We start from the raw sequence: 24,128 nt of genomic DNA, 5'->3' as shown, positions 1-24,128 counted from the left end.
CGTGTCGAGAAGAGCAGATGACAAAAAAACCGTAGCGGCGTTAGCCGGCTACGGTGATGAGCGAAGGATTGCTCGGTTTTACAAGACAGGTTGCATCGTTTTCAAGAGCACTTCTGCCGAATGATGCATCTTTTGTTTTTCTTCTTCTGATAACTCGATTTCCACGACTTGACGGACACCTTGACGGTTGATGATCGCTGGTACACCGATGTGGATGTCGTTCAAACCGTACTCACCGTCCAAGTGCGCACCGACCGTCAATAACGTGTTCTCGTTGCGAAGCACGGCTTTGACAAGACGGAGGAGACCAAGACCGATGGCGTAGTACGTCGCCCCTTTACGTTCGATGATATGGTAGGCTGCGTCACGAACGTTGACATAGATATCTTCGAGGTCTTCCCATGTGTACTCGTCATTCTCTTCAAGCAACTGTTCGACCGATTTTCCGTAAATACGGGCGTTGCTCCATGCCGCGAACTCTGTGTCGCCATGCTCGCCCATAATGTAAGCGTGGCAGTTACGTGGATCGACGTTGAAGTAATCACCGAGCATGTAGCGAAGACGTGACGTATCGAGTACCGTTCCTGAACCGAATACCCGATGCTTCGGTAATCCTGAATATTTCCAAGCCAAGTGGGTCATGATGTCGACCGGGTTCGAGGCGATGATGATGATGCCATCAAAACCAGATGCCATGATGTCCCCAATCATCGACTTCATGATTTTGGCGTTCTTTTCGACGAGGTCGAGACGTGTTTCACCTGGTTTTTGCGGTGCGCCGGCAGTGATGACGACGATATCTGCTGCACCACAGTCTGTGTAGTCTCCTGCCCAGACGCGCATCGGTGAAGAGGCAAACGAGACACCGTGATTCAAGTCCATTGCTTCCCCTTCAGCTTTCGATTTGTTGATATCGATGATCACAAGTTCCTCACAGAGACTAGCTGTCGTCAATTGGTAAGCAAAGCTGGCACCGACCGCTCCGGCCCCGACGAGCGCGACGCGTGTTACTTTAGCATGATTTAATGTTTCCATATTGATTCTCCACCCTTCGAACAATCTGTTTCATGTTTTTGTTTTGTCTGTTACATAAAGATTGTAACATCATTCACAAACACTCACTACAAGGGAAACCGTTTTCAGTTTGGCAATATTGTGACAATATTCACATTCATTTGAAACATCTTCACTGACTGTACTACCCTCATCGTAGCAAGAGGAAACTAATCGCCGCCGCCGAGGCGATCGCCAAAAAGTTGACGGCGTCATTGCCGAGAAAGCGCCAGCTTGAAACGTAAGTCGTCGGCTCGTGATGATGGACTTTCTTCTCAGTCAGCTTACCGCATACACGACAGCGAAACTTGCGTTGAACCGTCGCCCCAAGGAGAGTGTCGACAACGCTTCCGGTCAACCCGAGAGCAATCAACAAGCCGGCGAACCGTAAGCTCATATCGATAAATGGCAACGAAGCGACGATAATGACCGTGGCCCCCGCGACCGACATGAACGTCCCGAACGGAGACACCCCGCCACTCGTTCCCGGCTCCACTTCGCGGAACGTCAAAATGGAGCGCGGTTTTTGTTTGGCGAGCACCCCGAACTCGGAGCCCCATGTGTCGCTCGTCGCCGCCGCAATCGAAGCGATGTACGCGAATAACCAGGCATCGTTCGGTGTAAGCAACATACCGAGCGCCGTCGCCATCCCGATACCACCATTGGCGAGCACTTGAACGAAGTCACGAGGTCCCGATTTCTCTACGATCTCATCGACAGGCTCTTTGTCGCGGGAACGGTATTTCGAGGCGAGCGATGACGTCGAAAAGAAGACACCGAGCAAATAGAGCCCGAACCAACCGAATCCGTACCCAATGACTGTACCCGTCACGACCGTCAAGACAGCCCCAGAACGGGTCAGTGAGCGCAGACGATAGCCGGCGAAGGCTACCAGACAAGTTACGAGAAAGATGGCGAGCATAGAATCGTTTCCCTTTCCGTCACGATAAATTCGACAGGAATGTCGTGTGGCTCGACCGGGATGTCATCAAGCAGTTGGACGTCATAGGCCAACGAGATGGTGACACCTTCATACGTCGCTAAAAAACGGTCGTAATACCCCCCACCCCAACCGATCCGATACCCGGATCGGTCAAAGACACGTCCCGGCACGATACAGACGTCAATCGTCCGCGTCGTCGCGACCGTCGTCGGCTCTAAAATACCCATGACGCCCGGCTCAAGGTCTTCGAACGAATGAATTTCATGGAACGTAAGTCCCTGTTTTGTAACTTTCGGCACGAACACCGATTTTCCTGCCTGCCAAGCTAAGCGAATGAGTGGCAACGTATCAATCTCTAAATCGAGGGCGAGCGTGACGGCCACCGTATCCGCCTCTCGCCACGCCTTCAGTTCGGTCAATGTATGTATGATGACGCGGTCCCGGTCCGGTCGGTCGTCGAGTTCACGGATTTGACGATGTACATTTTGCCGGAGTAGTTTCTTTTCAATCACTTCAATTCCCCCTTGTTCAAAAAAAGGCCGCCACATGAGTGACGGCCAGTCTCATTATTTCACTTCGCGGTAAAGCGTGTGACGACGGAGACGTGGGTTGTATTTGCGCAATTCGAGGCGCTCTGGGTTGTTACGTTTGTTTTTCTTCGTGATGTACGTGCGATCGCCTGTTTCTGTGCAAGCTAGTGTGATTTTAACGCGCATTTCTTTCACTCCCATCTTACTGATGTTGTATCAAGTGCTTTTGCTTTACAGTCTAAGCATACTCAATTATCCTACCAAGTTTTATTTGAAAAAGCAAGGTTATTTCGTGTTCTTTTTCAAACGTTTCTGCCCGTATGGCGAAGCATCGAGCGGCAGGCAGGTTTTTACGTTATCGCCAATCGGATAGCGCATTCCGACTTCCTCGGTCGACAGTTGTTCGCAAATAAAGACCGTATCGGCTTCAGCGAGGATGCTGCTCTCGATTCGATGGATTGCGTCGAACAGTCCGCCGTGTCCATGCGGATTGCGAGTCGTTTCAAATGACAACATAGTTGAGTATAACGGAACTTGTAGTGCTTTCGCAAGTGAACGTGCCGCTGTAATCGTCATCCAATCGAATTGATGAATCGCTTTGAAGGTGACTTTCGAGACAAGCTCATGTGCAAGTTTGACGTAGGCCACGTTTTGAGCCGCAACTTGGTTCATCACATGCTCCAAGAACGGGCTCGTCAGGCGAACGCGGTACACGTGAACACGGTTGTGGCGTTCATATTCCGGCAACCCTTCTTTGAACGGTGTCAAGACGTACACTGTCTCCCCGTCCGCTGCTCGTGCCTCGACCTCGTCGATGACGCGACGACCGAGGTCCCCGACGACGTTGCCTGTATATTCAGGCGTCAAGACGAGGATTGCCTCGTCCTCTTGGCCACGCTCCGTAGTCACATAATAGTCGTGTGGCGACAAGAACGTGTCGATGTCGATGTCCACATCGTCAAGGAACGGATACGCGCGATAATGTTCAGCGAGCAACTCGTCCGATAGCTTGTCTTGATAAAGTGCCGTCTCGAGCTCGGCGAACAATCGCGTATGCTCGCGGAACCGTTCTGCCGCATATTGGGCCGTAGTCTGCCCGTCGAGGATAAACGCCCAGTCACTCGACACAGCGAGTACGTAATGGCGAATGAGTTGGATCAGTGTCCGGTCGACGAGTGGCGACTTGTGACGATAGTCGGCCACGTCTTTGACGAGTTGCGTCTCCATCATGTGTAAGTGACGTAGCATCCATTCGTTGCGTTCGTTGATCCAGACGTCGCCGTACCCTTTACGTCCCCACGTGTTCATCGATACGTGGACCGTCTCGAGGTCTTGGAAGTGACGCTCGAGGAACAAGGCTGGCGTGATTGTCTCGATGCCAAACTCTTCGAGCCGCTCGGCGACCTTGCCGAGGAATTCAGGTCCTTCAAACCACCAGTGTCCGAACAGCTCAGCATCGAACGGTGCCGTCACAAGGAACGGCGGGAACATTTGTCCACCGTGGGCCTCGAGATGCCCTTCGAGCGTCTGTGCGAAATCAAGGGCGTGGTTGTCGATTTGATGTTCGGCCCAGGCACGGACATAATAGTCCTTCTCATCCGTGTCGCCCGTGATGCGGTGCATCTTCAAGCCCGTATCGAAACGAATGCCTTCCGGATGCATGAACTTTTCGATATACGCCCAGTCGCGATCATAGGCGAGGTCACGATAAAACTCGCGATAGTCAGGATGGCCCGGATACCCGATCATCGAGCTCCAGATTTTCCCGGAGATGATTTGGTCACGCGGGAACAAGGCGACGCCATGTGGCGAGTAGACCGGAGCGCCAATGCCTTTGTCCGGCGTCGGATCGGCATCGAGCAAGGCGTGCTCATCGACGAACGTATAGCGGACACCTTCTTCATACAAGATGCGGTCGACACCTGGCGTGTAGGCACACTCCGGTAACCAGATTCCGGTCGGGCGGAACCCGTAATGACGCTCGAAACAGTTCAAGCCGGTACGGATTTCCGCGCGGGCGGCCTGTTCCGTGAACAAATGCGGGTTGAAGCCGTGTGTCGCCGTACACGTGACCATATCGATGAACCCTTGCTCACGATATGTACGGAACGCATGGTTCAAGTTTTTCTCCCAATGCAGGAACGTTGTTTTCAAATCGTTGTAGCGCCCGCGATAAAAATGGAGCGTCTCAACTTCCTGTTCGCTCCGTCCTTCGGCGAGCTCGATCTCAATCAATTCGAGCATCTCATCCAAGTGTTCCACGTAGCGGTCCTGAACGAGCGGGTCAGCGAGCATCTCGACGACTGGTGGTGAGATGCTGACCGTCCAATGGAGCGGTTTTTGTAGACGGTCGACTTGCCATAAAATTGGGATATAGGTCTCGGAGATGGCTTCATACACCCATCTCTCTTCTAATCGATGTTTCTCTTCATGTCGCACGTACGGAAGGTGGGCATGAAGGACGAGTGAAAAATAACCTGGTTTCATCTAAAAAATCCTCCTCAGCGCACGAATCGGTATGCGGAATATTTTGGTAACGTATCGAGTAATTCAGGAGCCTCGACTTTCCCGTACTGCCAACGGCGCACTGGTTCAGCGAAACGACCGTGCCCGGCCGGCTCAGCTCGTGGCGTGTCAATCGGCGATGTGGCGAGCAGCGGAAGGAATTCCCCTTCCATCGTCCGAATCCCAAACTCAAAGACGTATGTCGTATTCGGGTCGAGCGGACGGACGAACCAACTGTTCGTCATCTCCGGCAATTCGAACGTATACGCCCGGTTCGCATGCCCGCTCGCGTAATCAAGCAATGTGATGTCAAGGATGCGGAACGCTTTCGGCAAGTCTTCCCATGGACGCATAAATTGCATCGAGAGCGTCTCTTTGACGCTGTCCGACACTTCCCAGAAGACGTAAACGGCGTTCGGTGATTGGACGACCGCATGCATCAAATCTTGATCGTAGCGGTCTGGGAGCTTCCAGAACCCTTCTGGACCTTTGTCAAGAAGCGGTGATTGGGCAGGCTCCTCGTGTTGCAGTGTCGAAGCGACCTGCTTCACAGACGAGGCGGGTACTTGCTTCGATTTAGATGTCATTGCTTTCTTCCCTTCAGTCTTTCGTTTTGGTGCGGCTACCGGCTTCGCCGGCTCCCCATGTTGGGAACGCCATTTACGCCAAGCGTATTGGACTTTCCCGATTGGCATATCTAATTGTTCTGCAATCTGTTTTAACGTCAGTCCTTGTTGTTTCAAGGAAACGATTTTCTCTTCCATATATGTGTGGCTCCCTTCCTAAAAAAAATCCATGTGTTCTACTATTCGCTCCTTATCCGTGAATTCCTGCACAAAAAAAAGTAAAGAACAACTGGTCTGTTGTTCTTTACCACTCTTGTCACTGATTTAAATCATAATGTTTCCCTTTTTCAAGGAAAATGAGATGTTCTCCGAAATTGGTCACGTGATCACCCATCCGTTCTAAATAACGGGCGATGTTCGAAAACTCATACACGTCGTTCGTTCCAACCGTCATATTCGGAACGAATCCCATGTATTGTTTGATTGTCTGTAAGTTCAAATCATCGATGACTTTATCCATCTCATTCAATTCACGCACCCGGCTAACCTCGCCCTTCCGGTAAGCGCGCGTCGCGAGCTCGAGCATGTCGATCAACTGCTCGGCCATCTGTTTGAGCGGTTTGATGTCGAGGACGTACGGGACGTGCTCGATACGGGCGACGGCTTTGGCGATGTTCGTCGCATAGTCCGCAATCCGCTCAAGGTCCGTCGCCGATTTCATCGTCACGATCAAGCGGCGGAGGTCGGTTGCGACCGGTTGCTGTTTCGCGATCAATAGAATGGCCTCGTCGTTGATTTCGAGCTCGAGGTCGTCAAGCTCATTATCGTTGTCGATGACCGTCTGGGCGAGCTCGAGGTCACGTTTCTCAAGCACCTCGATGGCGGTCGCCGTCTGGCGCATCGTCAAGTTCGCCAAGCGAACGACTTTATCTTCTAATTCGTTTAACTTCATATCAAAGAATGTGCGATTTTGTGCCATGATTGTCTCCCCTTCTTAACCGAACCGGCCAGAAATATAATCTTCAGTCCGTTTATCAGTTGGATTCGAGAAGATTTTGTCGGTCGCATCGAACTCGACAACTTCTCCGTTTAAGAAGAACGCCGTCTTATCCGATACACGAGCCGCTTGTTGCATGTTGTGTGTGACGATGATGATCGAGTACTGCTCTTTCAACTCTTGGACGAGCTCTTCGACTTTAAGCGTCGAAATCGGGTCAAGCGCTGACGTCGGTTCATCCATGAGGATGACGTCCGGTTCGATGGCGAGCGTACGCGCGATACAGAGACGTTGTTGTTGACCACCCGAGAGGCCATAGGCGTTCTCGTTCAAACGATCTTTCACTTCATCCCAAATCGCCGCGCCGCGAAGCGAACGTTCGACGATCTCATCAAGCACTTTCTTGTTTTTAATCCCGTGTGTGCGCGGCCCGTATGCCACGTTATCATACACTGATTTCGGGAACGGGTTCGGCTGTTGGAATACCATACCGACCGACGTCCGAAGATCTTCGACCCGATAATCGCGGTCAAAGATGTTGCGTCCGTGATAAAGAATCTCACCGTTCGTACGCACCGAAGGGACGAGCTCGACCATCCGGTTCAACGTCTTGATGAACGTCGACTTCCCGCAACCCGACGGACCGATGATGGCCGTCACTTCGTTTTGCTTGATGTCGAGATTGACGTCAATCAACGCCTGATCGTCACCATACCATAAGTTCAAGTTGTTCACGACATAGGCACTGTCTTTCTGCATCACCGTTTCGTTCGGTTGGGTGGTCGTTGTATTCACTTCATGATCTCCTTTAAGTTCTTTTTGTTTCATCATCTCGAGAGTCCTCCTCGTTTACTGCTACGACTTAATGTCGGTTCGTATATTTGTTACGGATATAGATGGCGGCCGAGTTCATGATGATCAACATCGTCATCAAAACGATGATACCGGCAGCGGCCAAGTTTTGGAATTCTGCTTGCGGACGGCTCGTCCAGTTATAGATTTGAATCGGGAGCGCTGTGAAGTCCGAGAATACGCTGCTCGGCGTCGTCGAAATAAACGTCGCCGCTCCGACCATGATCAATGGAGCCGTCTCGCCAATCGCACGTGATACGGCCAAGATGATCCCTGTGATAATCCCTGGAATCGCCGACGGCAAGACGACGTTGAACGTCGTCTGCCATTTCGAGGCTCCGAGCGCGAGCGATGCGTGACGCAACTCCATTTTGACCGAGCGGAGCGCTTCTTGCGACGCGACGATGACAATCGGTAGACTCATCAGTCCGAGCGTCAAGGCTCCGGCCATAATCGAATTCCCGAGTTCCATGACACGTACAAAAATGGTCAATCCGAGCAAACCGAACACGATTGACGGCACGCCGGCCAAGTTCGAAATGTTCACTTCGATAAACGACGTGATGCGGTTCTTCGGTGCGTACTCTTCAAGATAAATCGCGGCACCGACACCGATGACAAACACCATCGGGACGATGAGAAGCATCAACCAAAACGTCCCAATCAAGGCAGGATACAGCCCGGCCTGTTCAGGACGACGGGATGGGAAGTTGCGGAGAAAATCCAAATTCACCCAGCCGCCACCTTTAGAAACGACGTCATAAATCAACGTCGACAAGACGAGCAGGGCGAAAACGAGCCCCGCTAAGAAGATATATTTAAAAATCTCATTCAATTGAAGACGGCGTTTAATTCGTTGTGAAACCGAATCACGATCCATCAAGTTCTTCGTATTCTTGAACTCACTGTTCGGCAATGCCATATTAGTACTCCTCTCTGAAGCGGCGCGTCACCCAGTTCGCGAATAGGTTCATCACAAGGGTGAAGACGAACAATAGCGCACCAACCGCATAGATACTGTAGTATTCGATTGTCCCGTATCCTGCATCACCTTTGGCGATTTGGACAATATACGCCGTCATCGTTTGAATCGCGTTGAGCGGGTTGAACTCGAAGTTCGGCTGCGACCCACCAGCGATCGTTACGATCATCGTCTCACCGATGGCACGGCTCATCCCGAGGACGATCGAGGCGATAATCCCTGAGAGCGCGGCTGGCATGACGACTTTGATGGCGACTTCGAGACGTGTCGCGCCAAGGCCGAGGGCTCCATCCCGAATCTTTTTCGGTACGGCGCTCATCGAGTCTTCCGAAATAGAAGCGATCATCGGAATAATCATGATTCCGACAACGATCCCCGGGCTGAGTGCGTTATAGATTTGAAGCCCCGGAATCAACGCTTGCAAAATCGGTGTAACGAACGACAAAGCGAAGAATCCGAAGACAATCGTTGGAACGCCAGCGAGCACTTCAAGAATCGGCTTCAAAATGGTGCGGGCACGCTCAGATGCGTACTCGCTCAAATAAATCGCCGATGCCAAACCGAGTGGGACAGCGACAATCATGGCAATGACGGTGATCTGGAGTGTTCCCATGACGAGGGCCCAGACGCCGAACCGTTGATCGGCACTAAGCGGATACCATTCGGTCGAGCCTAAAAACTCGGCGACCGGTACGCGCTCGAAAAACTTGAACAGTTCAAAACCAAGTGTGAACGCGATGCCGACCGTCGTGACGACCGAAACGAATGCGCTCAAGAATAATAAGAACGGCATGACTTTATCAAACACGTTCGTCGTACTATATTTCTTTTTCTTATTGGCTTCAATCATCTCTCGAATTGACAGCCCTTTGTTTGGTTGATTCATCTCGTGTATCGCTCCCTACCTCTTCATACTAGAAAGCACGGCGAGAAGGCGAGAGCGACTCTCACCTTCTGCCTTCTGCGCTATTACTCGCCAGCGATCTCGTCGATCACTTCAGCGTTCTCATCGTATCGTGCTTGTTCCATTCCGACATATCCGACTTCTTCTGAAAGGGCTGCTGCATTTTCATTCAAGAAGCGCGTGTAGTCAGCGACTTGCGGCTTATCTTTCAACGACGCGTTGTTCACGTATGTGTAGATTTCACGTGAGAGCGGGTATGAAAGATCATTGATTGTGTCAGTCGTCGGTTCAATACCTTCGACGTTCAATGCGCGAAGCGTATCTTTGTTTTCAATGTAGTACGCATATCCGAAGAATCCGATCGCACCTTTCGTACCGGCAACACCTGTTACGAGAACGTTATCGTCTTCTGACAATTGTGCGTCTTCGCGGATGTCTGTATCTTCAAGGACTGCTTCGTTGAAGAAGTCATACGTTCCTGAATCTTTACCAGGTGAGAAGAATGAGATTTCTTCATCCGGCCAGTCTGAACGGACGTCCTTCCATGTCTTCACGTTCGGATCAGTCCACATTTTGTTCAATTCATCAATCGTGATATCTTGGGCCCAATCATTCTCTGGGTTGACGACGAGCGAGAGGCCATCAAGCGCTACAGCGAGTTGTGTGTACTCAACGCCATTCTTCTCGGCTTCAGCCGCTTCTTCTTCTTTGATTTCACGTGATGCGTTCGAGAAGTCTGTCTCACCAGTGACGAAACGTTTGAATCCGCCACCTGTACCTGAAACCCCGACCGTCACTTCAACGTCTGGCTGTTCAGCTGAGTATTCTTCCGCTACAGCTTCCATGATTGGGAATACGGTAGACGAACCATCCATGACGACTTTACCTGAAAGTCCTTCACCTTCGGCTGCGCCGTTTCCTTCTTCATTGTTTCCACACGCGGCACCGATAATGGCCACCGAAGTGATTGAAGCGACTATAGCTGATTTTTTCATCCAAGACATTTCTGACGTCCTCCTTGAGTTTGCTTTGATTTGTGTTGTAGCTTCCTTGCTCTGTCCTACAATTAACATCCTAATAAACTACTATTAACGAGAAATAAACGGAACGTAAAAGAATTGTAAAGACAAAAAAAGAAGCCACCGAAGTGACTTCTTTACTGGAGCTGTGCTTGGACGTCTTCTAAATCAAAGTACGCCTTCATGATGTCGTGCGCGACACGGGTGTTGATCCCTTCTGCCTCGAGCCCTGGCATGATGATGGCCCAGGCGATTTCCGGGTCATCATACGGCGCCCAGCCGACGTGGTTCGAGTTGAGCGTCTTGATCGGTTCCCCGTTCGCGTTGCGCTTCGCTTGACCATCCGGCCCTTCTGCGATCGCTTGAGCGGTACCGGTCTTACCGGCCGCCGTGATTCCTGTCTGTTGCAGGATACGAGACGTTCCGCTCTCGACCCCTTGTCGGAAGCCTTGGCGCGCCCGTTGAATGAATTCATCACGGATGTCGACTTTATTGAGCGCATTCGGTTGGAACGTGCTGACGACTTGCTTGTTCGACTCGTCGAGCGAACCCGGTTCGATGATTTCTTTCAATAGATGCGGTTGAATCCGGTATCCACCGTTCGCGAGCGTCGACGTATACTGCGCCAATTGAATCGGCGTATACGAGATGAACTGACCGATCGACATGTCCATGAGGAGCGTGACACGGTCCGGTACACTACGGAATCCGATTGATTCATACGGGAGGTCGATCCCTGTCTCGATTCCGAGGCCAAACTGTTTGTAGTAATGTTCCATCGTATTGAACGCCTCGGTCACGTTGTCGCCGACGATTTGGCCGGTCGAGTAATAATCGGCGAGCCGCAGGGCAATTTGGAACATATAAATGTTCGATGATAACGCGAGGGCATCCAGGTCGTTGATGCTCCCCATGTTTCGGTACGACGACTTGAGCGACGAGCCGATGCGAATCGGCGTGTCATAAATGTATTCACCCGGTTGGATGACTTCTTCTTCAAGGCCGAACGCGACCGTCGCTCCCTTGATCGTCGAGCCGATTTGACTCGCTCGCAGGACCGTCCCGGCCGAGACATCTTTGAATTCGTTCGTTTCATAGTCGAGCTCTTGTCCCGATAGGGCGAGCAATTCACCCGTCTGTGGGTTCATGACGACGGCGAAAGCACGGTCAAAGTGCGGGCTTCCCGAACGGCCGGCTCGAATCGCTTTCTTCAAAATCTCATCGATTTCTTTTTGGAACTCGATGTCCGTCGACAAGATGATATCTTTCCCTGGGTTCCCACTGACACGAGTCGGTTCTCCGACCGGCTCTCCTTTATACGTCGTGAAGACGTCATAGGCCGGGGTTCCGCGTAGCACGTCCTCATACTGTTGTTCGAGATAAGATGTGCCGACGCGGTCGTTCAAGCCATAGCCTTTCGCTTGATATGAGGCGCGTTGCTCGGCCGGGATTTGACGATAACTTCCGAGGAAACTTTGGAACGTCTCACCGAACGGATAATCCCGCTGATAATACGGTTCGACGCTGACGCCAGGGAGCAGTTCTAAGTTTTCTTCAATCAGTGCCATCTCTTTCGGAGATGCCCCGATTTTGATGACTTGCGGGTCGAGGGCGTAACCTGACTCCATGTTATGTTTGATGGCGATGATTTCCTCGGTCGCATCATCGAACGTGATTTCCGCTTCTGTGATGGAATCGAGCAGCAGTTGGTCGACGTCTTGGTTCGACAAGGCGGCCCGCTCTTCTTCCGGGAGATCGGCCAATAGCTTTTGGACGCGTTCTTGCGAGCGCTCAGGATCGATGGCGATCCAATAATCCTTGCGGTCCCGCTCCGTCACTTTGCGGTCTTTCTCTGGGACGTCGACGATCTCAGCGAGCTTGATGGCGACATCGAGCCGTTCTTCCGTCTTTGTCACTTGCGAACGACGGTACATGACCGAATAGTTTGAGATAGTATCGGCGAGCACTTGCCCGTTCCGGTCGTAAATCTTGCCACGCGGCACCTCGTATTTGATTTTACTCGATTCCGTCTTTTGCACTTCACGGGCGATCAACTCGCCGTTGACGATTTGAACGACGCCTAAACGAAAAATGAGCGTCGCGAACAAGATGAACACGATGAAAAACAATAAGTTCAATCGCAAGGGCAGGTGGTTGCGCCGTTTCTTTGGCACTTTCACACGGTGTCTGGCCAATTCAGTTGTCTCCTTCCTGGCTCGTTCTTTCTATAAGTATAGGTGACATATATGTCGATGATATTTCTATTTTTAGACTCGATTTTCACTATATCATAATTTGTTTACAAAATAATGAAATGTAGAAAAAATCCCGAGATTCAATAGAATCCCGGGACAGTGTCATTATTTTGCGTCTGCGTAGAGCTTCGCGACGTAATCCCAGTCGATGACATGGAAGAACGCTTGGATGTAATCCGGACGACGGTTTTGGTAGTTCAAGTAGTACGCATGCTCCCAAACGTCAAGACCGAGGATTGGCTGAACGCCTTCCATGATCGGTGAATCTTGGTTTGGTGTCGATGTGACTTCGAGTTTACCATTTTTCACGACGAGCCAAGCCCAACCAGAGCCGAAGCGAGTTGTTGCTGCTTTCGTGAACTCCTCTTTGAAGGCATCAAAGCTACCGAACGCCTCAACGATGGCAGAAGCGAGTTCGCCTGTCGGTGCGCCGTTCTCATTTTTCTTCAACAATTTCCAGAAGAATGAGTGGTTCCAGTGACCGCCACCGTTGTTGCGAACAGCTGTCTGAATGTCAGCAGGAAGCGAATCGATTTTTTGGAGCAAGTCTTCGAGCGAAGAGTATTCCACATCTTTTCCTTCGAGTGCATTGTTCACGTTCGTGACGTAAGTGTTGTGGTGTTTCGTGTGGTGGATTTCCATCGTGCGTGCGTCAATGTGTGGTTCAAGTGCATCGTATGCGTAATCAAGTTGTGGTAATTCAAATTTAGCCATAACTAAAATCCCCCTTAAAATTGGTTTGAACAACGTTCGCTTTAAATGTAACAGATTTGTGACGGCTGACTCAATTGTAATGCCTCACTCGACGTCTTGTTCCGGCAACGCCCATACGGAAATCGACCCTGCCGCCACTTTAAATACCCCTTTTCCGTCTTTGTCAATCTCGACGACCTCATCGACGGTCTGCGTCAAATCGACCCATTTCTCACCGGCTCGTTGTTCGCCGACGAACATCTGCTTCTCAGCTGCTTCGCTGTTCGAAATCACAACAGCACATCCTGAGCGCTCGATCTCTTCACTGCCGTGACGGACCCAGCCGATGACGTGCTCGTCATCGAAGTAGTCATCTTGCTGGCCGTATGCCTTTTCACGACGGGCATAAAGAAGCGGATCAATCGCCGGTTTTTTCCCTTCGGCCGGATGCGGACCGTTGATCCCGTAATAGTCACCGTAGAACACACACGGATAACCGTCTTGGCGAAGCAAGATCAACCCGTAAGCAATCTGTTTGAACCAATCTTCGACCCATGACTCGAGCGCCTCTTCTGGCTGTGAATCGTGGTTGTCGACGAACGTCACCGAATGGAGCGGGTGGGACTGGACGAGCGTATCGTCAAAGATGGTCCGCATATCGAACGATTCTCCTTCGGTCGAGGCGCGTTGCAAGTTGTAATGGAGCGGCACGTCGAACAAGTCGACATGATAGTCAATGTTGTCGAGGAACTCACGGCATGCCTCGAGCTCTGACTTCCAAAACTCACCGACCAAATAGAAGTTCTCACCTTTTTCAGCTTTCATCGTCTGACTGAACTCTTTGATGAAATCATAGTTGATGTGTTTAATCGCGTCGAGTCTGAACCCGTCACACTTCGTCTCTTCGATAAACCATTTGCCCCAGCTGAGTACCTCTTCCTTCACTTCTGGGTGATGATAGTCAATATTGGCGAACATCAAATAGTCATAGACGCCGAACTCGTCGTCGACGTTATCGTTCCACTTCTTATTCTCACCCATGATGAAGAAGATGCCGCTCTTGTCGTTCGCAGCGTCATAATCCGTCCCGTTGAAATGATGGAAGTTCCATTTAAATGAAGAGTATTTATCTTTGCGGCCTTCAAAATCGAATTTCGTCCATCCTTCGATCTCGAACGGCTCTTCTGAAAGTACGTTCGTACGGTCCTCCGGGTCGACCTCGAGCACATCGAACTTCTCGGTCGCATCGGCACCGGCTTTATGGTTCAAGACGACATCCATATAAATCTGCATGCCGAGCTCTTGCGCGTGTTTTGTCGCCTCGAGCAGTTCTTGTTTCGTCCCGTATTTAGTCGCGACGGTTCCTTTTTGGTCAAACTCTCCTAAATCATACAAATCGTACACGCCATATCCCGTATCCTCGTCGCTCTGGCCTTTCGTGACCGGCGGCAACCATAATGCGGTGATTCCAGCTTCATTCAACTCGGAAGCCCGTTCTTTCAATCGCTTCCAATGCTTCTGGTCAGCCGGGACGTGCCATTCAAAAAATTGCATCATCGTATGATTTCGTTCCATCTCGCTTCGCCTCATTTCATATTTTTCAAAAAACAAAATGCTAACGGATATTTACCCAGGACTTCGGATTTGAAAACTAAAAATGAAAACAAAAAAACAGCTTTCATCTGAAAGCTGTTCACAAATGGACCCTGTAGGACTTGAACCTACGACCGGACGGTTATGAGCCGTCTGCTCTAACCAGCTGAGCTAAGGGTCCTAATTGGTAGCGGCGGAGGGAGTCGAACCCACGACCTCACGGGTATGAACCGTACGCTCTAGCCAGCTGAGCTACACCGCCACGTTGTTATACAGTAATAATATACTGAATGAAGTCCCCACTGTCAATCAAAAGTCACATCTAACCAAAAAGTCCCTCTCGTTCAGATGAGCGAGAGGAACCAATCATGTGTTAGACCGTTACTTCATTGGCAGCATCTTCAAGCGTGATTTCTGTGATGTTCATCGCGTGGTCACCGATGCGCTCCAAGTTCGAGAGCATATCGACGAAGAACATCCCGGCTTGACCGTCGCACTCGCCTGTGTTCAAGCGGACGACGTGATTTTTACGGAATTGACGTTCAAGCATGTCGAGTTTCGCTTCCATCTCGATGACTTGACGGGCTTCGACCATGTCGCCGCTCGCAAGCGTTTGAAGCGACTTCTCAAGCGTGGCACGAGTCAAATCGTACATCTCCGTCAACTCTTTTTGAGCGTCGGCCGAAAGATTGACGCGCGTTGCCGTCTTATAGTCGATCAACTCGATGATGTTCTCGACGTGATCACCGATTCGTTCAATATCATTGATCGCATGCATGAGTGTCTTGTGTTCTTGTGATTCTTGTTCTGTCAAATCGACAGCGGCAAGCTTCACAAGGTAATCCGTGATTTTTGAGTTGAGTGAGTTGAGCGCGTCTTCGATGTGCGCCGACTTCTCAGCATGTTTCTTATCACCAGTTGCCATATATTTGCGTGCTTCATCGAGACCAAGTTTAGCGAAATCACCCATGCGGATGACTTCATATTTAGCTTGCTCGACAGCAATCGATGGCGACTGTTGGATGAAAATTGGATCCAAATGCTGTGCTTTCGTATCGACGATTGAATCTTCCCCCGGTACGAATTTCGTCACGATCCATGCGATTGTTCCGATGAACCAGAACTGGATAAACGTGTTGACGACGTTGAACGTCCCGTGAGCGAAAGCGATTTGCATCTTGTCTTCAATTGCTAAGAGATCTGTGATCCAGAAGATATATTGTGTGAACGGAATCAACAAAATCATGAAGATCGTTGTCCCGACAATGTTAAAGATGACGTGGGCTGCTGCCGCACGACGGGCCGCGACCGAAGCACCAATTGAAGCGAGTACCGCTGTAATCGTTGTCCCGATGTTGTCTCCGAACAAGACCGGAAGTGCCGCGTCCAAGTCGATTGACCCACCGGCATACAACTCTTGCAAAATCCCGATCGTTGCTGATGACGATTGGACGATGACTGTGAACACCGTACCGACGACGACACCGAGGAACGGGTTATCACTCATCGATTGCGTCAAGTCGATGAAGTATTCGCTCGAGCGGAGCGGCTTCATTCCGCTTCCCATGAGTTCAAGACCGTAGAACAGCATCCCGAACCCGAAGAAGATTTGACCCAAATGTTGCAATTTCTCTTTTTTAAAGAAGAACAGGAGAATCGCACCGATAGCGATAATCGGTAACGCGTAGGCACCGACGTCGAAACCGATGATGAACGCCGTCACCGTCGTTCCGATGTTCGCCCCCATGATGACCCCGATTGCTTGACGGAGTGTCATAAAGCCGGCACTGACAAGGCCGACCGTGATGACCGTCGTACCTGATGATGATTGAATTAAGACCGTTACAATGATCCCGGCTAGTACTCCGAGGAACGGATTCGATGTATACTTATCAAGGATGTCGCGCAGGCGGTTACCTGCTGACTTTTGGAGGCCGTCTCCCATCGATTTGATACCGAAGAGGAAGATTCCTAATCCTCCAAAAAACATGAATAACATTTCTTGCAAATTGTATTCCACGATTTTTGTACTCCTTTTGATTGTGTATTAGTTGTGTTTGCTTGGTTTTTATTGCCCTACTCATTATGCCCGCATCACCCATTCGATGTAAACAGGTTTAATGTTAAGGTTTTATTAAACCACTGTATGAATTATATGTGTTTTATGCGAATTGTACTATAACAGATTGGAGTTTGATTTTATGCTCAAAACGACGTCACAGTTTCTCCGCCACAGCCTCTTCCCGTCCAAGCAGGCGTTACGGTTGCGCCTCGCCCCACTCCACGCCTATATGTTGGCGAGTCTCGTCTTGACGGTTGTGGTCACGATGCTCGATTACATCGTATTACAGCCTGACTTCTTTTGGCCAATGTGGATATTTTTACATGGCTTCGCCATCTTCTTCTTCTATATGGGGTTCGTCGCGCTCAGTGCCCTTCTCGTCCAACTCGCCACGAGATGGCGCACGAAGAAGACGTGGCCGTATCGCCAAGCTTGGCCGTACGCAGTCGCGATGACGATGCTTCCAGTCCTCCTCCTGGTTATCTTGTACCATGTCGCTCCTCCATTGACTTGGCTCGGAGTTCTCTTATCCCTCGTCTATTTGATTGTTCCGTTGCGTCATATCCCCGTCAAATCGAAGTCATCAAACAAGCCGGACAACGCACGTTTGCGTTGAACCGGCTTTCTATCGTTATAACGTCGGTGCCAAATCAGATAATACGGTTTGAAGCCGTTGACTTTGTTTGCCTAAGTCGACCCCTGCGCCTTGTAACGTCTGTTGTACGTCCGACCAACCCTCAACGCCTTCATATAATTCGTCTAATTTGCGTTCGAGCGCCACTCCGACTTCTTTTAATTGTTCATTCGCTTCCGCCATATGTAGTAATTGATGTCCCGTGGCGGTCGTTTGCTCGGTGATGGATTGGAATTGCGTCATTTGTCTTCTCATTTCCTGGTCGATTGTTTCAATCCCGCCTTCAACCCGGCGCAACGTCTCGCCTAAATAAAAGATATCTTCTTCAAAGCGTTTCATCTCATTGAAAATCTCGGCCCGCTCCAAGCGAATGGCTTCGATGGCAGCCACGGCCGACAGCGTCGATTCGTTCGTGAACGACTGATAAGATTGACTCGTCGACGCGACGGTCGCAGCAACTTGCTTGAACCCCGTCACTTGTTGTTGATTCGCTTCAAGTTGTCGCATAAAGACCGGTAGACTCGATTCAAAAGCGGTCGACGTCTCGAGCATCGTCAACAACGAACGTTTCCATAGTCCGATAAACGTGTTGTACTCTCGTTCCAAACTTCGCATTTCAAACGATTTTGCGTGAAGTTCAACCTCTGAGAACGAACGCGTGGCGACTGATTCGCGAAGCCGGACCGCAAATGCCGTCAACGGCTTGATTTCACGCCGAATCATGAACGAGAATAAGCCAATCATCATAACGAGCATGACCGTAATTGCGACGAAAACAAGTTCTCTTAAATTCCACATCGTGCCGAGCACCGACTGTTTCATGACGACAATCGCATAATGGGCTTTCAACTCGGGAATCGGTGCCGTAACGATAAACACGTCTTTTTGTTCGCCATGATGTCATCCATACGGTTCATAAACCGATCCTCCACTTGTCGACCGCTCAATTGCTCGACTTGTGTGTCGCGCAATAAATATTGACTCGCTTCTAAACCATCCGCCGATAAAATGGAAGCTTGTTGCATATACATCGACTTCAACGCCCGGTTCAGCACTTTCTCATTCGCAACGTACGCCCCATACGTCGCCTTGACCGTTTCGCGGACGACGGTCGCTTCACGATGTAGCCGTTTCTCAACCTCGCTCGTCAACAACTGTTCCGCCTTCAAAGCGAACCAGCCGAACACGGTTAAAAACAGGACGAGCATGACCGGCATCAACGTCCATAGCAAGCGATGGCTCATCGTCTTCTCCGCCTGTCGCTTCCTACCCCATATTTGTTTCAATCGTTCCAACATGATACATTCCACCTTTTCAGACGTCATTTCTTTGAATATATCGGTCCTGAGACGGTGGAAAATTATGAAGCATCTGTTAAGATAACGTTAGCGTTTTGTAAGAGCACACCGATCAAGCGCTTGCCGGGTGCTTTTTCACAAACATTTCGTTATGATAATAAGGAAACCACTCATCTTAAATCGATTGGAACCTTTCCAAAAGAAGGAGATTACGTATATGTCAGAAATTTTGCATCGTTCATTAACCCGTCCTATCCGTGTCGGCAACCTCATCATCGGTGGATCCAATGAAGTCGTCATCCAGTCGATGACGACAACAAAAACTCATGACGTCGAAGCAACCGTCGCTGAGATTTTACGTCTCGAAGAAGCGGGTTGCCAAGTCGTACGCGTCGCTTGTCCTGACGAGCGTGCGGCTGACGCCCTCGCTGAAATCAAGAGCCGCATCAACATCCCGCTCGTCGTCGATATTCACTTTGACTACAAATTGGCGCTCAAAGCCATCGAGAGCGGTGTCGATAAAATCCGCATCAACCCGGGTAACATCGGTCGCCGCGAGAAAGTCGAAGCGGTCGTCAACGCTGCTAAAGCAAAAGGTATCCCGATTCGAATCGGTGTCAACGCCGGCTCACTCGAAAAGCAGTTCCTTGAAAAGTACGGTTATCCGACGGCTCAAGGAATGGTCGAGAGTGCCATGCACCACGTCAAGATTTTGGAAGATCTCGGTTTCTATAACACGATCATCTCGCTCAAGGCATCTGACGTAAACCTCGCCCTCGAAGCATATACGCTCGCAGCCAAGACGTTCGATTACCCGCTCCACGTCGGAATCACGGAATCAGGCCCGCTCTTCTCAGGATCACTCAAGTCTGCTGCCGGCCTCGGGGCAATTCTTTCGCTCGGTATCGGTTCGACGGTCCGTGTCTCACTATCTGACGACCCGGTCGAAGAAATCAAAGTCGCCAAAGAAGTGCTCAAATCGTTCGGTCTCGCGGCTAACGCAGCGACACTCATCTCATGCCCAACATGTGGACGCATTGAGATCGACTTGATTTCGATCGCCAAAGAAGTCGAGGAGTATATCCAAAACATCAACGTCAACATTAAAGTTGCCGTTCTCGGCTGTGCAGTAAACGGACCAGGGGAAGCCCGTGAAGCTGATATCGGGATCGCCGGCGCCCGCAACGAAGGCCTTCTCTTCCGTCACGGGAAAATCATCCGGAAAGTACCCGAAGCCACGATGGTCGAAGAATTGAAAAAAGAAATCGACGCCATCGTCGCTGAAAAATTGGCCGCACGTGAACTCGAAGAGCAAGAGCTCGCCAACCAATCTAACTAATCCTTTGAGGCTGGGACATAACTCAGTAGATTTATAACAAAGAGGCCACCTGGAGCGACTTGTTCGCTCCAGGTGGCCTCTTGTCATTTTTATGGGTTCGTGCACGCATTTCGGACTAAACAGATAGGGGCGACCTCTGATAAAGTTAAAGTGACCAAACCATAACTTTGGAGGTGCCCCTATGTACAAAGAGTATACCATGAACCAATTGGTTTTGCCCCTAGATTTAGAAGTCCGTCTCCAGGAAAACGATATCGCCTTCGCTGTCCACGACCTTGTCGAACAGATTCCCGACGAGGCCTTCGAGCCGTTCTGGCGAACGACGGGCTGCCCGGCCTATCATCCGCGCATGATGATGAAGATCGTCCTCTGCGCCTACACGCAGTCCGCATTCTCGGGCCGAAAGATCGAAGGCCTACTCAAGGACAGTCTTCGGATGATGTGGCTCGCCCAGGGCCACGAGCCGAGTTATCGGACGATCAACCGCTTCCGTGTTCACCCGGCTGTCGCCCCGATCCTGAAGGCCGCGTTCGTCGCCTTCAGATGCCATCTCGTCGAGACCGGCGAGATCGACGAGGAGGCGATCTTCATCGACGGCACGAAGATCGAGGCGAACGCCAACCGTTATACGTTCGTCTGGCGGAGGGCGGTCGAGCGATACAGCGCCGCGCTCGTCGAGAAGTCGAACCAACTGTACGACGAACTGATGGCCGACCAGGTCATCCCCGAGATCGAACGGGAGAGCCCGGACGCGCTCTCGGTCCAAGAACTCGAACAGGTCGCCGCGCGACTTGAAGAAAAGATCGAGGCCATCGACGAGGAGATCGCCTCGACCACCGACGTCGCCGAACGGAAACGATTGCGTGCGGAACGGAAGGTGCCCCGTCGTCTCCACAAACAGGCCGCCGACTTCGCCACCCGGAAACGCCGATACGAGGGGCACATGGCCACCTTCGGTACACGGAACAGTTACTCGAAGACCGACAGGGACGCGACGTTCATGCGGATGAAAGAGGATCACATGAAGAACGGCCAACTCAAGCCGGGCTACAACGTCCAGATCGCAACCGAAGGTCAGTACACGCTCGCCTATGACGTCTATCCGAACCCGACCGACATGAAGACGTTGATCCCGTTCCTCGATGAAATCGAAACGTTCTTCGACCTGCCCGCCCACATCGTCGCCGACGCGGGATACGGGAGCCAGCAGAACTACACGGACATACTCGAGCGCCGGGGGCGCCTGCCCTTGATCCCGCATACGATGTACCGGAAGGAACAGAAGAAGAAATGGCGCGAGGACCCGTTCAACATCGCGAACTGGGCGTACGATGACGAGACCGACACGTTCACGTGCCCGGACGGGAGACGGCTCCCGTTCAGCCATGAGTCCCACAGGACCGACCGGAACGGCTTCACCCGCGACTTCCGTGTGTACGAGTGCGAGAGCTGCGACGGCTGCCCGTTCCGGGAGCTGTGCACGAAGGCCGAACCGGGGAGACACCGCCAGGTCAGCGTGAACGGGGCCTGGGAAGAACAAAAGCATATGACGAGAACGCTGCTTTCGGATGAGAAAACCGGTGCCCTCTACGCCCGCCGCAAGACGGACGTGGAACCAGTTTTTGGATATCTGAAGGCCAATTTGGGTTTCACCCGCTTCTCCGTCAGAGGAAAACAGCGCGTGAAACGCGAGCTCGGCTTCGCCCTCATGGCGGTGAACCTACGGAAGTTCATCGCCAATGGCATCGGGGGAAGTGCAAAGAAGGGGTCCGGCCACCGAAAATCGGTGACCGGACCCCTCTTTTTATTGAAAAGCTCTAAAACCGGCTAGTTATGTCCCAGCCTCTTTTGGTACAATAAGGGTTATGAGCAAGGAGGGACGAATATGCACATTGGAATTGACCTCGACGGAACCGTCACGGATCCGCAAAGTTGTTTTCATTATATGAACGATGCGCTCGGATACGCCATCGATTATCATCAGGCGACCGAATACGAGCTGCATACTTATACAGATATGACACAAGAAGCGTTTTGGCGCTTCATGATTGAACAAGGTCATGAGGAAGCAATTTATCGTCGCTCACTTCCGCATTCCGAAGTGAACGCCGTCTTATGGAATATGCGCAAGTCGCACCGCCTCCATTACGTCACGGCTCGGAGCGAGGCCGTGCGCGCCGTCACCGAGGAGTGGATTCGACAGCATGAACTCCCACTCGACTCCCTCATCATGACGGGGAGTCATGACAAGGTCGGTGTCGTCAAACAGCTCGACCTCGACTTGTTTATGGAAGACCGCTTTGAGAACGCGATCTCCATCCATGAACAGACGTCGATTCCGGTGCTGTTGTTCGACGCCCCGTATAATCGTAAGCCGTTGCCGACCGGCGTGAAACGGATCTCCACGTGGAGCGAGGCCCAACACATCGTGCGTCACATCGAGACGACGAATTCGATCACCATCTAAACTAAAAAAGAGGAATCCCGAGTGGGTTCCTCTTTTTTAGATGCGTCCGATCGCTTCGATGACATCGGTCGCGAGCACGCTCGCCGGATGAACCTGTTCGCTCGCCTTTCTCGCCGCGAGCGCATGCCAGAGAACCGCTTGCTCATTCGGGGACTTGTCGGTTTGTAAGCGGTCCGTTCTCGCCCATAACGCGAGCAACATCCCCGTCAACACGTCCCCACTACCACCTTTCGCGAGCGCTGAAGCCTCGACCGTATTGACCGCCCCGGTACCATCCGGATTGACGATGAGGGTAAACGTCCCTTTCAAGATGAGATGGACCCCGTGCGTCATCGCAAATTCTGAGGCAACCTGAAATCGATTCGCTTCGATCTCGTCGACTGATTTATCGATCAAGCGCGCCAGTTCACCCGGATGCGGAGTCAGCGTGAGCGGGCCAGATGCCTCGAGACGCTCTTTCGTCAGCGCTCCGGCATCGACGATGAGCGGCGCGCTCACATTGCTGATGAGTGGCCACAATCGCTCGAGACGCTCGTCATCGATGAGGCCAGGACCGATCGCCGTGGCAGCGTAGTCCTTGTCCGGCAACTCGTCGATGTCGTAATACATTGCCTCCGGCAAACTCGAGGCGAGCGCGAGCGCCTCATGCGGGATGGCCAAATCGAGCAGACCGACTCCCGTCCGGAGCGCCGACCGTGCCGCCAAGAACGGGGCGCCGATCAAATGACGACTTCCGCCAATCAAGCGACCGTGGCCATACGTATTTTTATGACTATAGGAATCCCGTTCGAGTAGGTTGCGGTCAAAGTCTAATCCGGTCAGCACGCGCCATCTTGACGTATGCGGCAGTCCGATCTCAACGACCTCGACCTTGCCGTAATACGGCGCGGTCCGTTTTAAAAACGCGCTTCGCTTATAGCCGTGGAGCGAAAACGTCATCTCCGCCTCAACGGCGTGACCGTCAAAGTTGATTGCGTCGTCACTCGGGACTCCGGACGGGACATCGATTGCCACGACGGGTGCTTGTTGCTTGCGTATCCATGTGATCACGTCACGGGCCTTACCCGTGACCGGACCATGGAAACCGACTCCGAACAATGCATCGATGACGTGATCGGCGTCTTGCGGCTCATCGCTGACCGTGACAAACTGTCGCGCGTACTGTGCATGCCTGCTGCCTTCTGTCGATTTCGGTTCACCGAACGGGGCATAGACAGTGACGGCATGACCTCGTTGCGCCAATTCGCGCGCCACGACCCAACCGTCTCCCCCATTGTTGCCCGCTCCACAGACGACGAGGACGGACGTTCTCGACTTGAAGGTAAGACGTGCCGCCAAGGCCGAGGCCGCCCGTTCCATCAAGACGTCAGCCGGCATGCCATGTCGGAGCGCCGTCTCATCGGCCTGCTTGATTTCAGCTGCCGTGTAAATCATTC

General features: G+C 51.5%; 22 protein-coding genes and 2 tRNA genes. 4 read left to right on the top strand and 20 right to left on the bottom strand.

Translation table 11 applies throughout. The features are described 5' to 3' along the window. Window positions 1-78: 78 nt before the first annotated feature. The 17 genes from FED52_RS05755 to FED52_RS05675 form a co-directional block, all read right to left on the bottom strand. Window positions 79-1,035 carry an L-lactate dehydrogenase gene (locus FED52_RS05755; RefSeq protein WP_034778040.1) on the bottom strand — a complete coding sequence of 319 codons (957 nt, stop codon included), beginning with the start codon at window positions 1,033-1,035 and terminating at the stop codon, window positions 79-81. Window positions 1,036-1,204: 169 nt separating this feature from the next. Next, entirely contained in the window at window positions 1,205-1,975 is a 771-nt protein-coding gene (locus tag FED52_RS05750) for a DUF92 domain-containing protein (RefSeq protein WP_138859252.1), read from the bottom strand. Next, entirely contained in the window at window positions 1,954-2,508 is a 555-nt protein-coding gene (locus FED52_RS05745) for a 5-formyltetrahydrofolate cyclo-ligase (protein WP_167491780.1), read from the bottom strand. The genes FED52_RS05750 and FED52_RS05745 overlap by 22 nt, the downstream gene beginning before the upstream one ends. A gap of 54 nt (window positions 2,509-2,562) precedes the next feature. Continuing rightward, the gene (gene rpmG / locus FED52_RS05740) at window positions 2,563-2,727 is read right to left on the bottom strand and encodes a 50S ribosomal protein L33 (RefSeq protein ID WP_255313299.1); all 165 of its coding nucleotides are present in this window, start codon (window positions 2,725-2,727) and stop codon (window positions 2,563-2,565) included. Window positions 2,728-2,811: 84 nt separating this feature from the next. Further along, window positions 2,812-5,013 (bottom strand): 1,4-alpha-glucan branching protein domain-containing protein, encoded by a 2,202-nt coding sequence (locus FED52_RS05735; protein WP_138859250.1) that lies wholly within the window; start codon window positions 5,011-5,013, stop codon window positions 2,812-2,814. Window positions 5,014-5,027: 14 nt separating this feature from the next. Next, window positions 5,028-5,795 carry a DUF4912 domain-containing protein gene (locus tag FED52_RS05730; RefSeq protein ID WP_138859249.1) on the bottom strand — a complete coding sequence of 256 codons (768 nt, stop codon included), beginning with the start codon at window positions 5,793-5,795 and terminating at the stop codon, window positions 5,028-5,030. Between the two features lie 118 nt (window positions 5,796-5,913). Beyond that, a complete protein-coding gene (gene phoU / locus FED52_RS05725; RefSeq protein ID WP_138859248.1) occupies window positions 5,914-6,576 on the bottom strand; it encodes a phosphate signaling complex protein PhoU in 663 nt (220 codons plus the stop codon). Window positions 6,577-6,591: 15 nt separating this feature from the next. Continuing rightward, on the bottom strand, window positions 6,592-7,353 hold the full coding sequence (pstB, locus tag FED52_RS05720; RefSeq protein ID WP_052090224.1) for a phosphate ABC transporter ATP-binding protein PstB: 762 nt from the start codon (window positions 7,351-7,353) through the stop codon (window positions 6,592-6,594). Window positions 7,354-7,456: 103 nt separating this feature from the next. Continuing rightward, window positions 7,457-8,368 (bottom strand): phosphate ABC transporter permease PstA, encoded by a 912-nt coding sequence (pstA, locus tag FED52_RS05715; protein ID WP_034778052.1) that lies wholly within the window; start codon window positions 8,366-8,368, stop codon window positions 7,457-7,459. Window position 8,369: 1 nt separating this feature from the next. Further along, entirely contained in the window at window positions 8,370-9,314 is a 945-nt protein-coding gene (gene pstC, locus FED52_RS05710; protein ID WP_138859246.1) for a phosphate ABC transporter permease subunit PstC, read from the bottom strand. Window positions 9,315-9,397: 83 nt separating this feature from the next. Continuing rightward, a complete protein-coding gene (locus FED52_RS05705) occupies window positions 9,398-10,336 on the bottom strand; it encodes a PstS family phosphate ABC transporter substrate-binding protein (protein ID WP_138859245.1) in 939 nt (312 codons plus the stop codon). Between the two features lie 152 nt (window positions 10,337-10,488). Next, a complete protein-coding gene (locus tag FED52_RS05700) occupies window positions 10,489-12,546 on the bottom strand; it encodes a peptidoglycan D,D-transpeptidase FtsI family protein (RefSeq protein WP_205729359.1) in 2,058 nt (685 codons plus the stop codon). Between the two features lie 165 nt (window positions 12,547-12,711). After that, window positions 12,712-13,320 (bottom strand): superoxide dismutase, encoded by a 609-nt coding sequence (locus FED52_RS05695; RefSeq protein WP_138859244.1) that lies wholly within the window; start codon window positions 13,318-13,320, stop codon window positions 12,712-12,714. Window positions 13,321-13,404: 84 nt separating this feature from the next. Next, complete coding sequence (locus tag FED52_RS05690; RefSeq protein WP_138859243.1) at window positions 13,405-14,874, bottom strand: alpha-amylase; 1,470 nt, start codon at window positions 14,872-14,874, stop codon at window positions 13,405-13,407. A 125-nt stretch (window positions 14,875-14,999) separates the two neighbouring features. Then, window positions 15,000-15,073 (bottom strand) — tRNA-Ile (locus tag FED52_RS05685). 4 nt (window positions 15,074-15,077) lie between these two features. Then, window positions 15,078-15,154, bottom strand: a tRNA-Met gene (locus tag FED52_RS05680). A gap of 111 nt (window positions 15,155-15,265) precedes the next feature. Next, window positions 15,266-16,912: a Na/Pi cotransporter family protein gene (locus FED52_RS05675; protein WP_138859242.1), complete on the bottom strand. Its 1,647-nt coding sequence runs from the start codon at window positions 16,910-16,912 to the stop codon at window positions 15,266-15,268. 181 nt (window positions 16,913-17,093) lie between these two features. Here FED52_RS05675 and FED52_RS05670 point away from each other — a divergent pair, with 181 nt between their 5' ends. Further along, window positions 17,094-17,570, top strand: a complete 477-nt coding sequence (locus FED52_RS05670) for a hypothetical protein (RefSeq protein ID WP_240731318.1) — start codon at window positions 17,094-17,096, stop codon at window positions 17,568-17,570. A gap of 15 nt (window positions 17,571-17,585) precedes the next feature. On the opposite strand, the gene FED52_RS05665 is transcribed toward FED52_RS05670, so the two are convergent. Together FED52_RS05665 and FED52_RS05660 are read right to left on the bottom strand one after the other, a co-directional pair. Beyond that, window positions 17,586-18,467, bottom strand: coding sequence for a hypothetical protein (locus tag FED52_RS05665; RefSeq protein ID WP_138859241.1), 882 nt, complete (start codon window positions 18,465-18,467; stop codon window positions 17,586-17,588). Then, entirely contained in the window at window positions 18,434-18,886 is a 453-nt protein-coding gene (locus tag FED52_RS05660) for a hypothetical protein (protein WP_138859240.1), read from the bottom strand. Before FED52_RS05660 ends, FED52_RS05665 begins: the two co-directional genes overlap by 34 nt. A 217-nt stretch (window positions 18,887-19,103) precedes the next feature. On the opposite strand from FED52_RS05660, the gene ispG reads away from it, so the two are divergent. The 3 genes from ispG (at window position 19,104) to FED52_RS05645 (ending at window position 22,692) form a co-directional block, all read left to right on the top strand. Then, complete coding sequence (gene ispG, locus FED52_RS05655) at window positions 19,104-20,225, top strand: flavodoxin-dependent (E)-4-hydroxy-3-methylbut-2-enyl-diphosphate synthase (RefSeq protein ID WP_021065716.1); 1,122 nt, start codon at window positions 19,104-19,106, stop codon at window positions 20,223-20,225. Window positions 20,226-20,406: 181 nt separating this feature from the next. Then, complete coding sequence (locus tag FED52_RS05650) at window positions 20,407-22,056, top strand: IS1182 family transposase (protein ID WP_138859239.1); 1,650 nt, start codon at window positions 20,407-20,409, stop codon at window positions 22,054-22,056. A 54-nt stretch (window positions 22,057-22,110) separates the two neighbouring features. Further along, a complete protein-coding gene (locus tag FED52_RS05645; RefSeq protein ID WP_240731317.1) occupies window positions 22,111-22,692 on the top strand; it encodes a hypothetical protein in 582 nt (193 codons plus the stop codon). A gap of 36 nt (window positions 22,693-22,728) precedes the next feature. On the opposite strand, the gene FED52_RS05640 is transcribed toward FED52_RS05645, so the two are convergent. After that, window positions 22,729-24,126, bottom strand: coding sequence for an NAD(P)H-hydrate dehydratase (locus tag FED52_RS05640; protein WP_138859238.1), 1,398 nt, complete (start codon window positions 24,124-24,126; stop codon window positions 22,729-22,731). Window positions 24,127-24,128: the final 2 nt, after the last annotated feature.

The organism is Exiguobacterium mexicanum (assembly GCF_005960665.1).
Classification (GTDB): Bacteria; Bacillota; Bacilli; order Exiguobacteriales; family Exiguobacteriaceae; genus Exiguobacterium; species Exiguobacterium mexicanum_A.
Note: the sequence above shows the minus strand (reverse complement) of the source record. Positions and strands in the feature narration are given on the sequence as shown.

Coding starts and splice junctions, on each gene's coding strand:
- rpmG (WP_255313299.1), bottom strand. CDS start 2,727: ATGGGAGTGAAAGAAATGCGCGTTAAAATCACACTAGCTTGCACAGAA.
- ispG (WP_021065716.1), top strand. CDS start 19,104: ATGTCAGAAATTTTGCATCGTTCATTAACCCGTCCTATCCGTGTCGGC.
- FED52_RS05645 (WP_240731317.1), top strand. CDS start 22,111: ATGCACATTGGAATTGACCTCGACGGAACCGTCACGGATCCGCAAAGT.
- FED52_RS05730 (WP_138859249.1), bottom strand. CDS start 5,795: ATGGAAGAGAAAATCGTTTCCTTGAAACAACAAGGACTGACGTTAAAA.
- phoU (WP_138859248.1), bottom strand. CDS start 6,576: ATGGCACAAAATCGCACATTCTTTGATATGAAGTTAAACGAATTAGAA.
- FED52_RS05660 (WP_138859240.1), bottom strand. CDS start 18,886: ATGTTGGAACGATTGAAACAAATATGGGGTAGGAAGCGACAGGCGGAG.
- FED52_RS05650 (WP_138859239.1), top strand. CDS start 20,407: ATGTACAAAGAGTATACCATGAACCAATTGGTTTTGCCCCTAGATTTA.
- pstC (WP_138859246.1), bottom strand. CDS start 9,314: ATGAATCAACCAAACAAAGGGCTGTCAATTCGAGAGATGATTGAAGCC.
- FED52_RS05690 (WP_138859243.1), bottom strand. CDS start 14,874: ATGGAACGAAATCATACGATGATGCAATTTTTTGAATGGCACGTCCCG.
- FED52_RS05640 (WP_138859238.1), bottom strand. CDS start 24,126: ATGATTTACACGGCAGCTGAAATCAAGCAGGCCGATGAGACGGCGCTC.
- FED52_RS05750 (WP_138859252.1), bottom strand. CDS start 1,975: ATGCTCGCCATCTTTCTCGTAACTTGTCTGGTAGCCTTCGCCGGCTAT.
- FED52_RS05705 (WP_138859245.1), bottom strand. CDS start 10,336: ATGTCTTGGATGAAAAAATCAGCTATAGTCGCTTCAATCACTTCGGTG.
- pstA (WP_034778052.1), bottom strand. CDS start 8,368: ATGGCATTGCCGAACAGTGAGTTCAAGAATACGAAGAACTTGATGGAT.
- FED52_RS05695 (WP_138859244.1), bottom strand. CDS start 13,320: ATGGCTAAATTTGAATTACCACAACTTGATTACGCATACGATGCACTT.
- FED52_RS05755 (WP_034778040.1), bottom strand. CDS start 1,035: ATGGAAACATTAAATCATGCTAAAGTAACACGCGTCGCGCTCGTCGGG.
- FED52_RS05735 (WP_138859250.1), bottom strand. CDS start 5,013: ATGAAACCAGGTTATTTTTCACTCGTCCTTCATGCCCACCTTCCGTAC.
- pstB (WP_052090224.1), bottom strand. CDS start 7,353: ATGCAGAAAGACAGTGCCTATGTCGTGAACAACTTGAACTTATGGTAT.
- FED52_RS05670 (WP_240731318.1), top strand. CDS start 17,094: ATGCTCAAAACGACGTCACAGTTTCTCCGCCACAGCCTCTTCCCGTCC.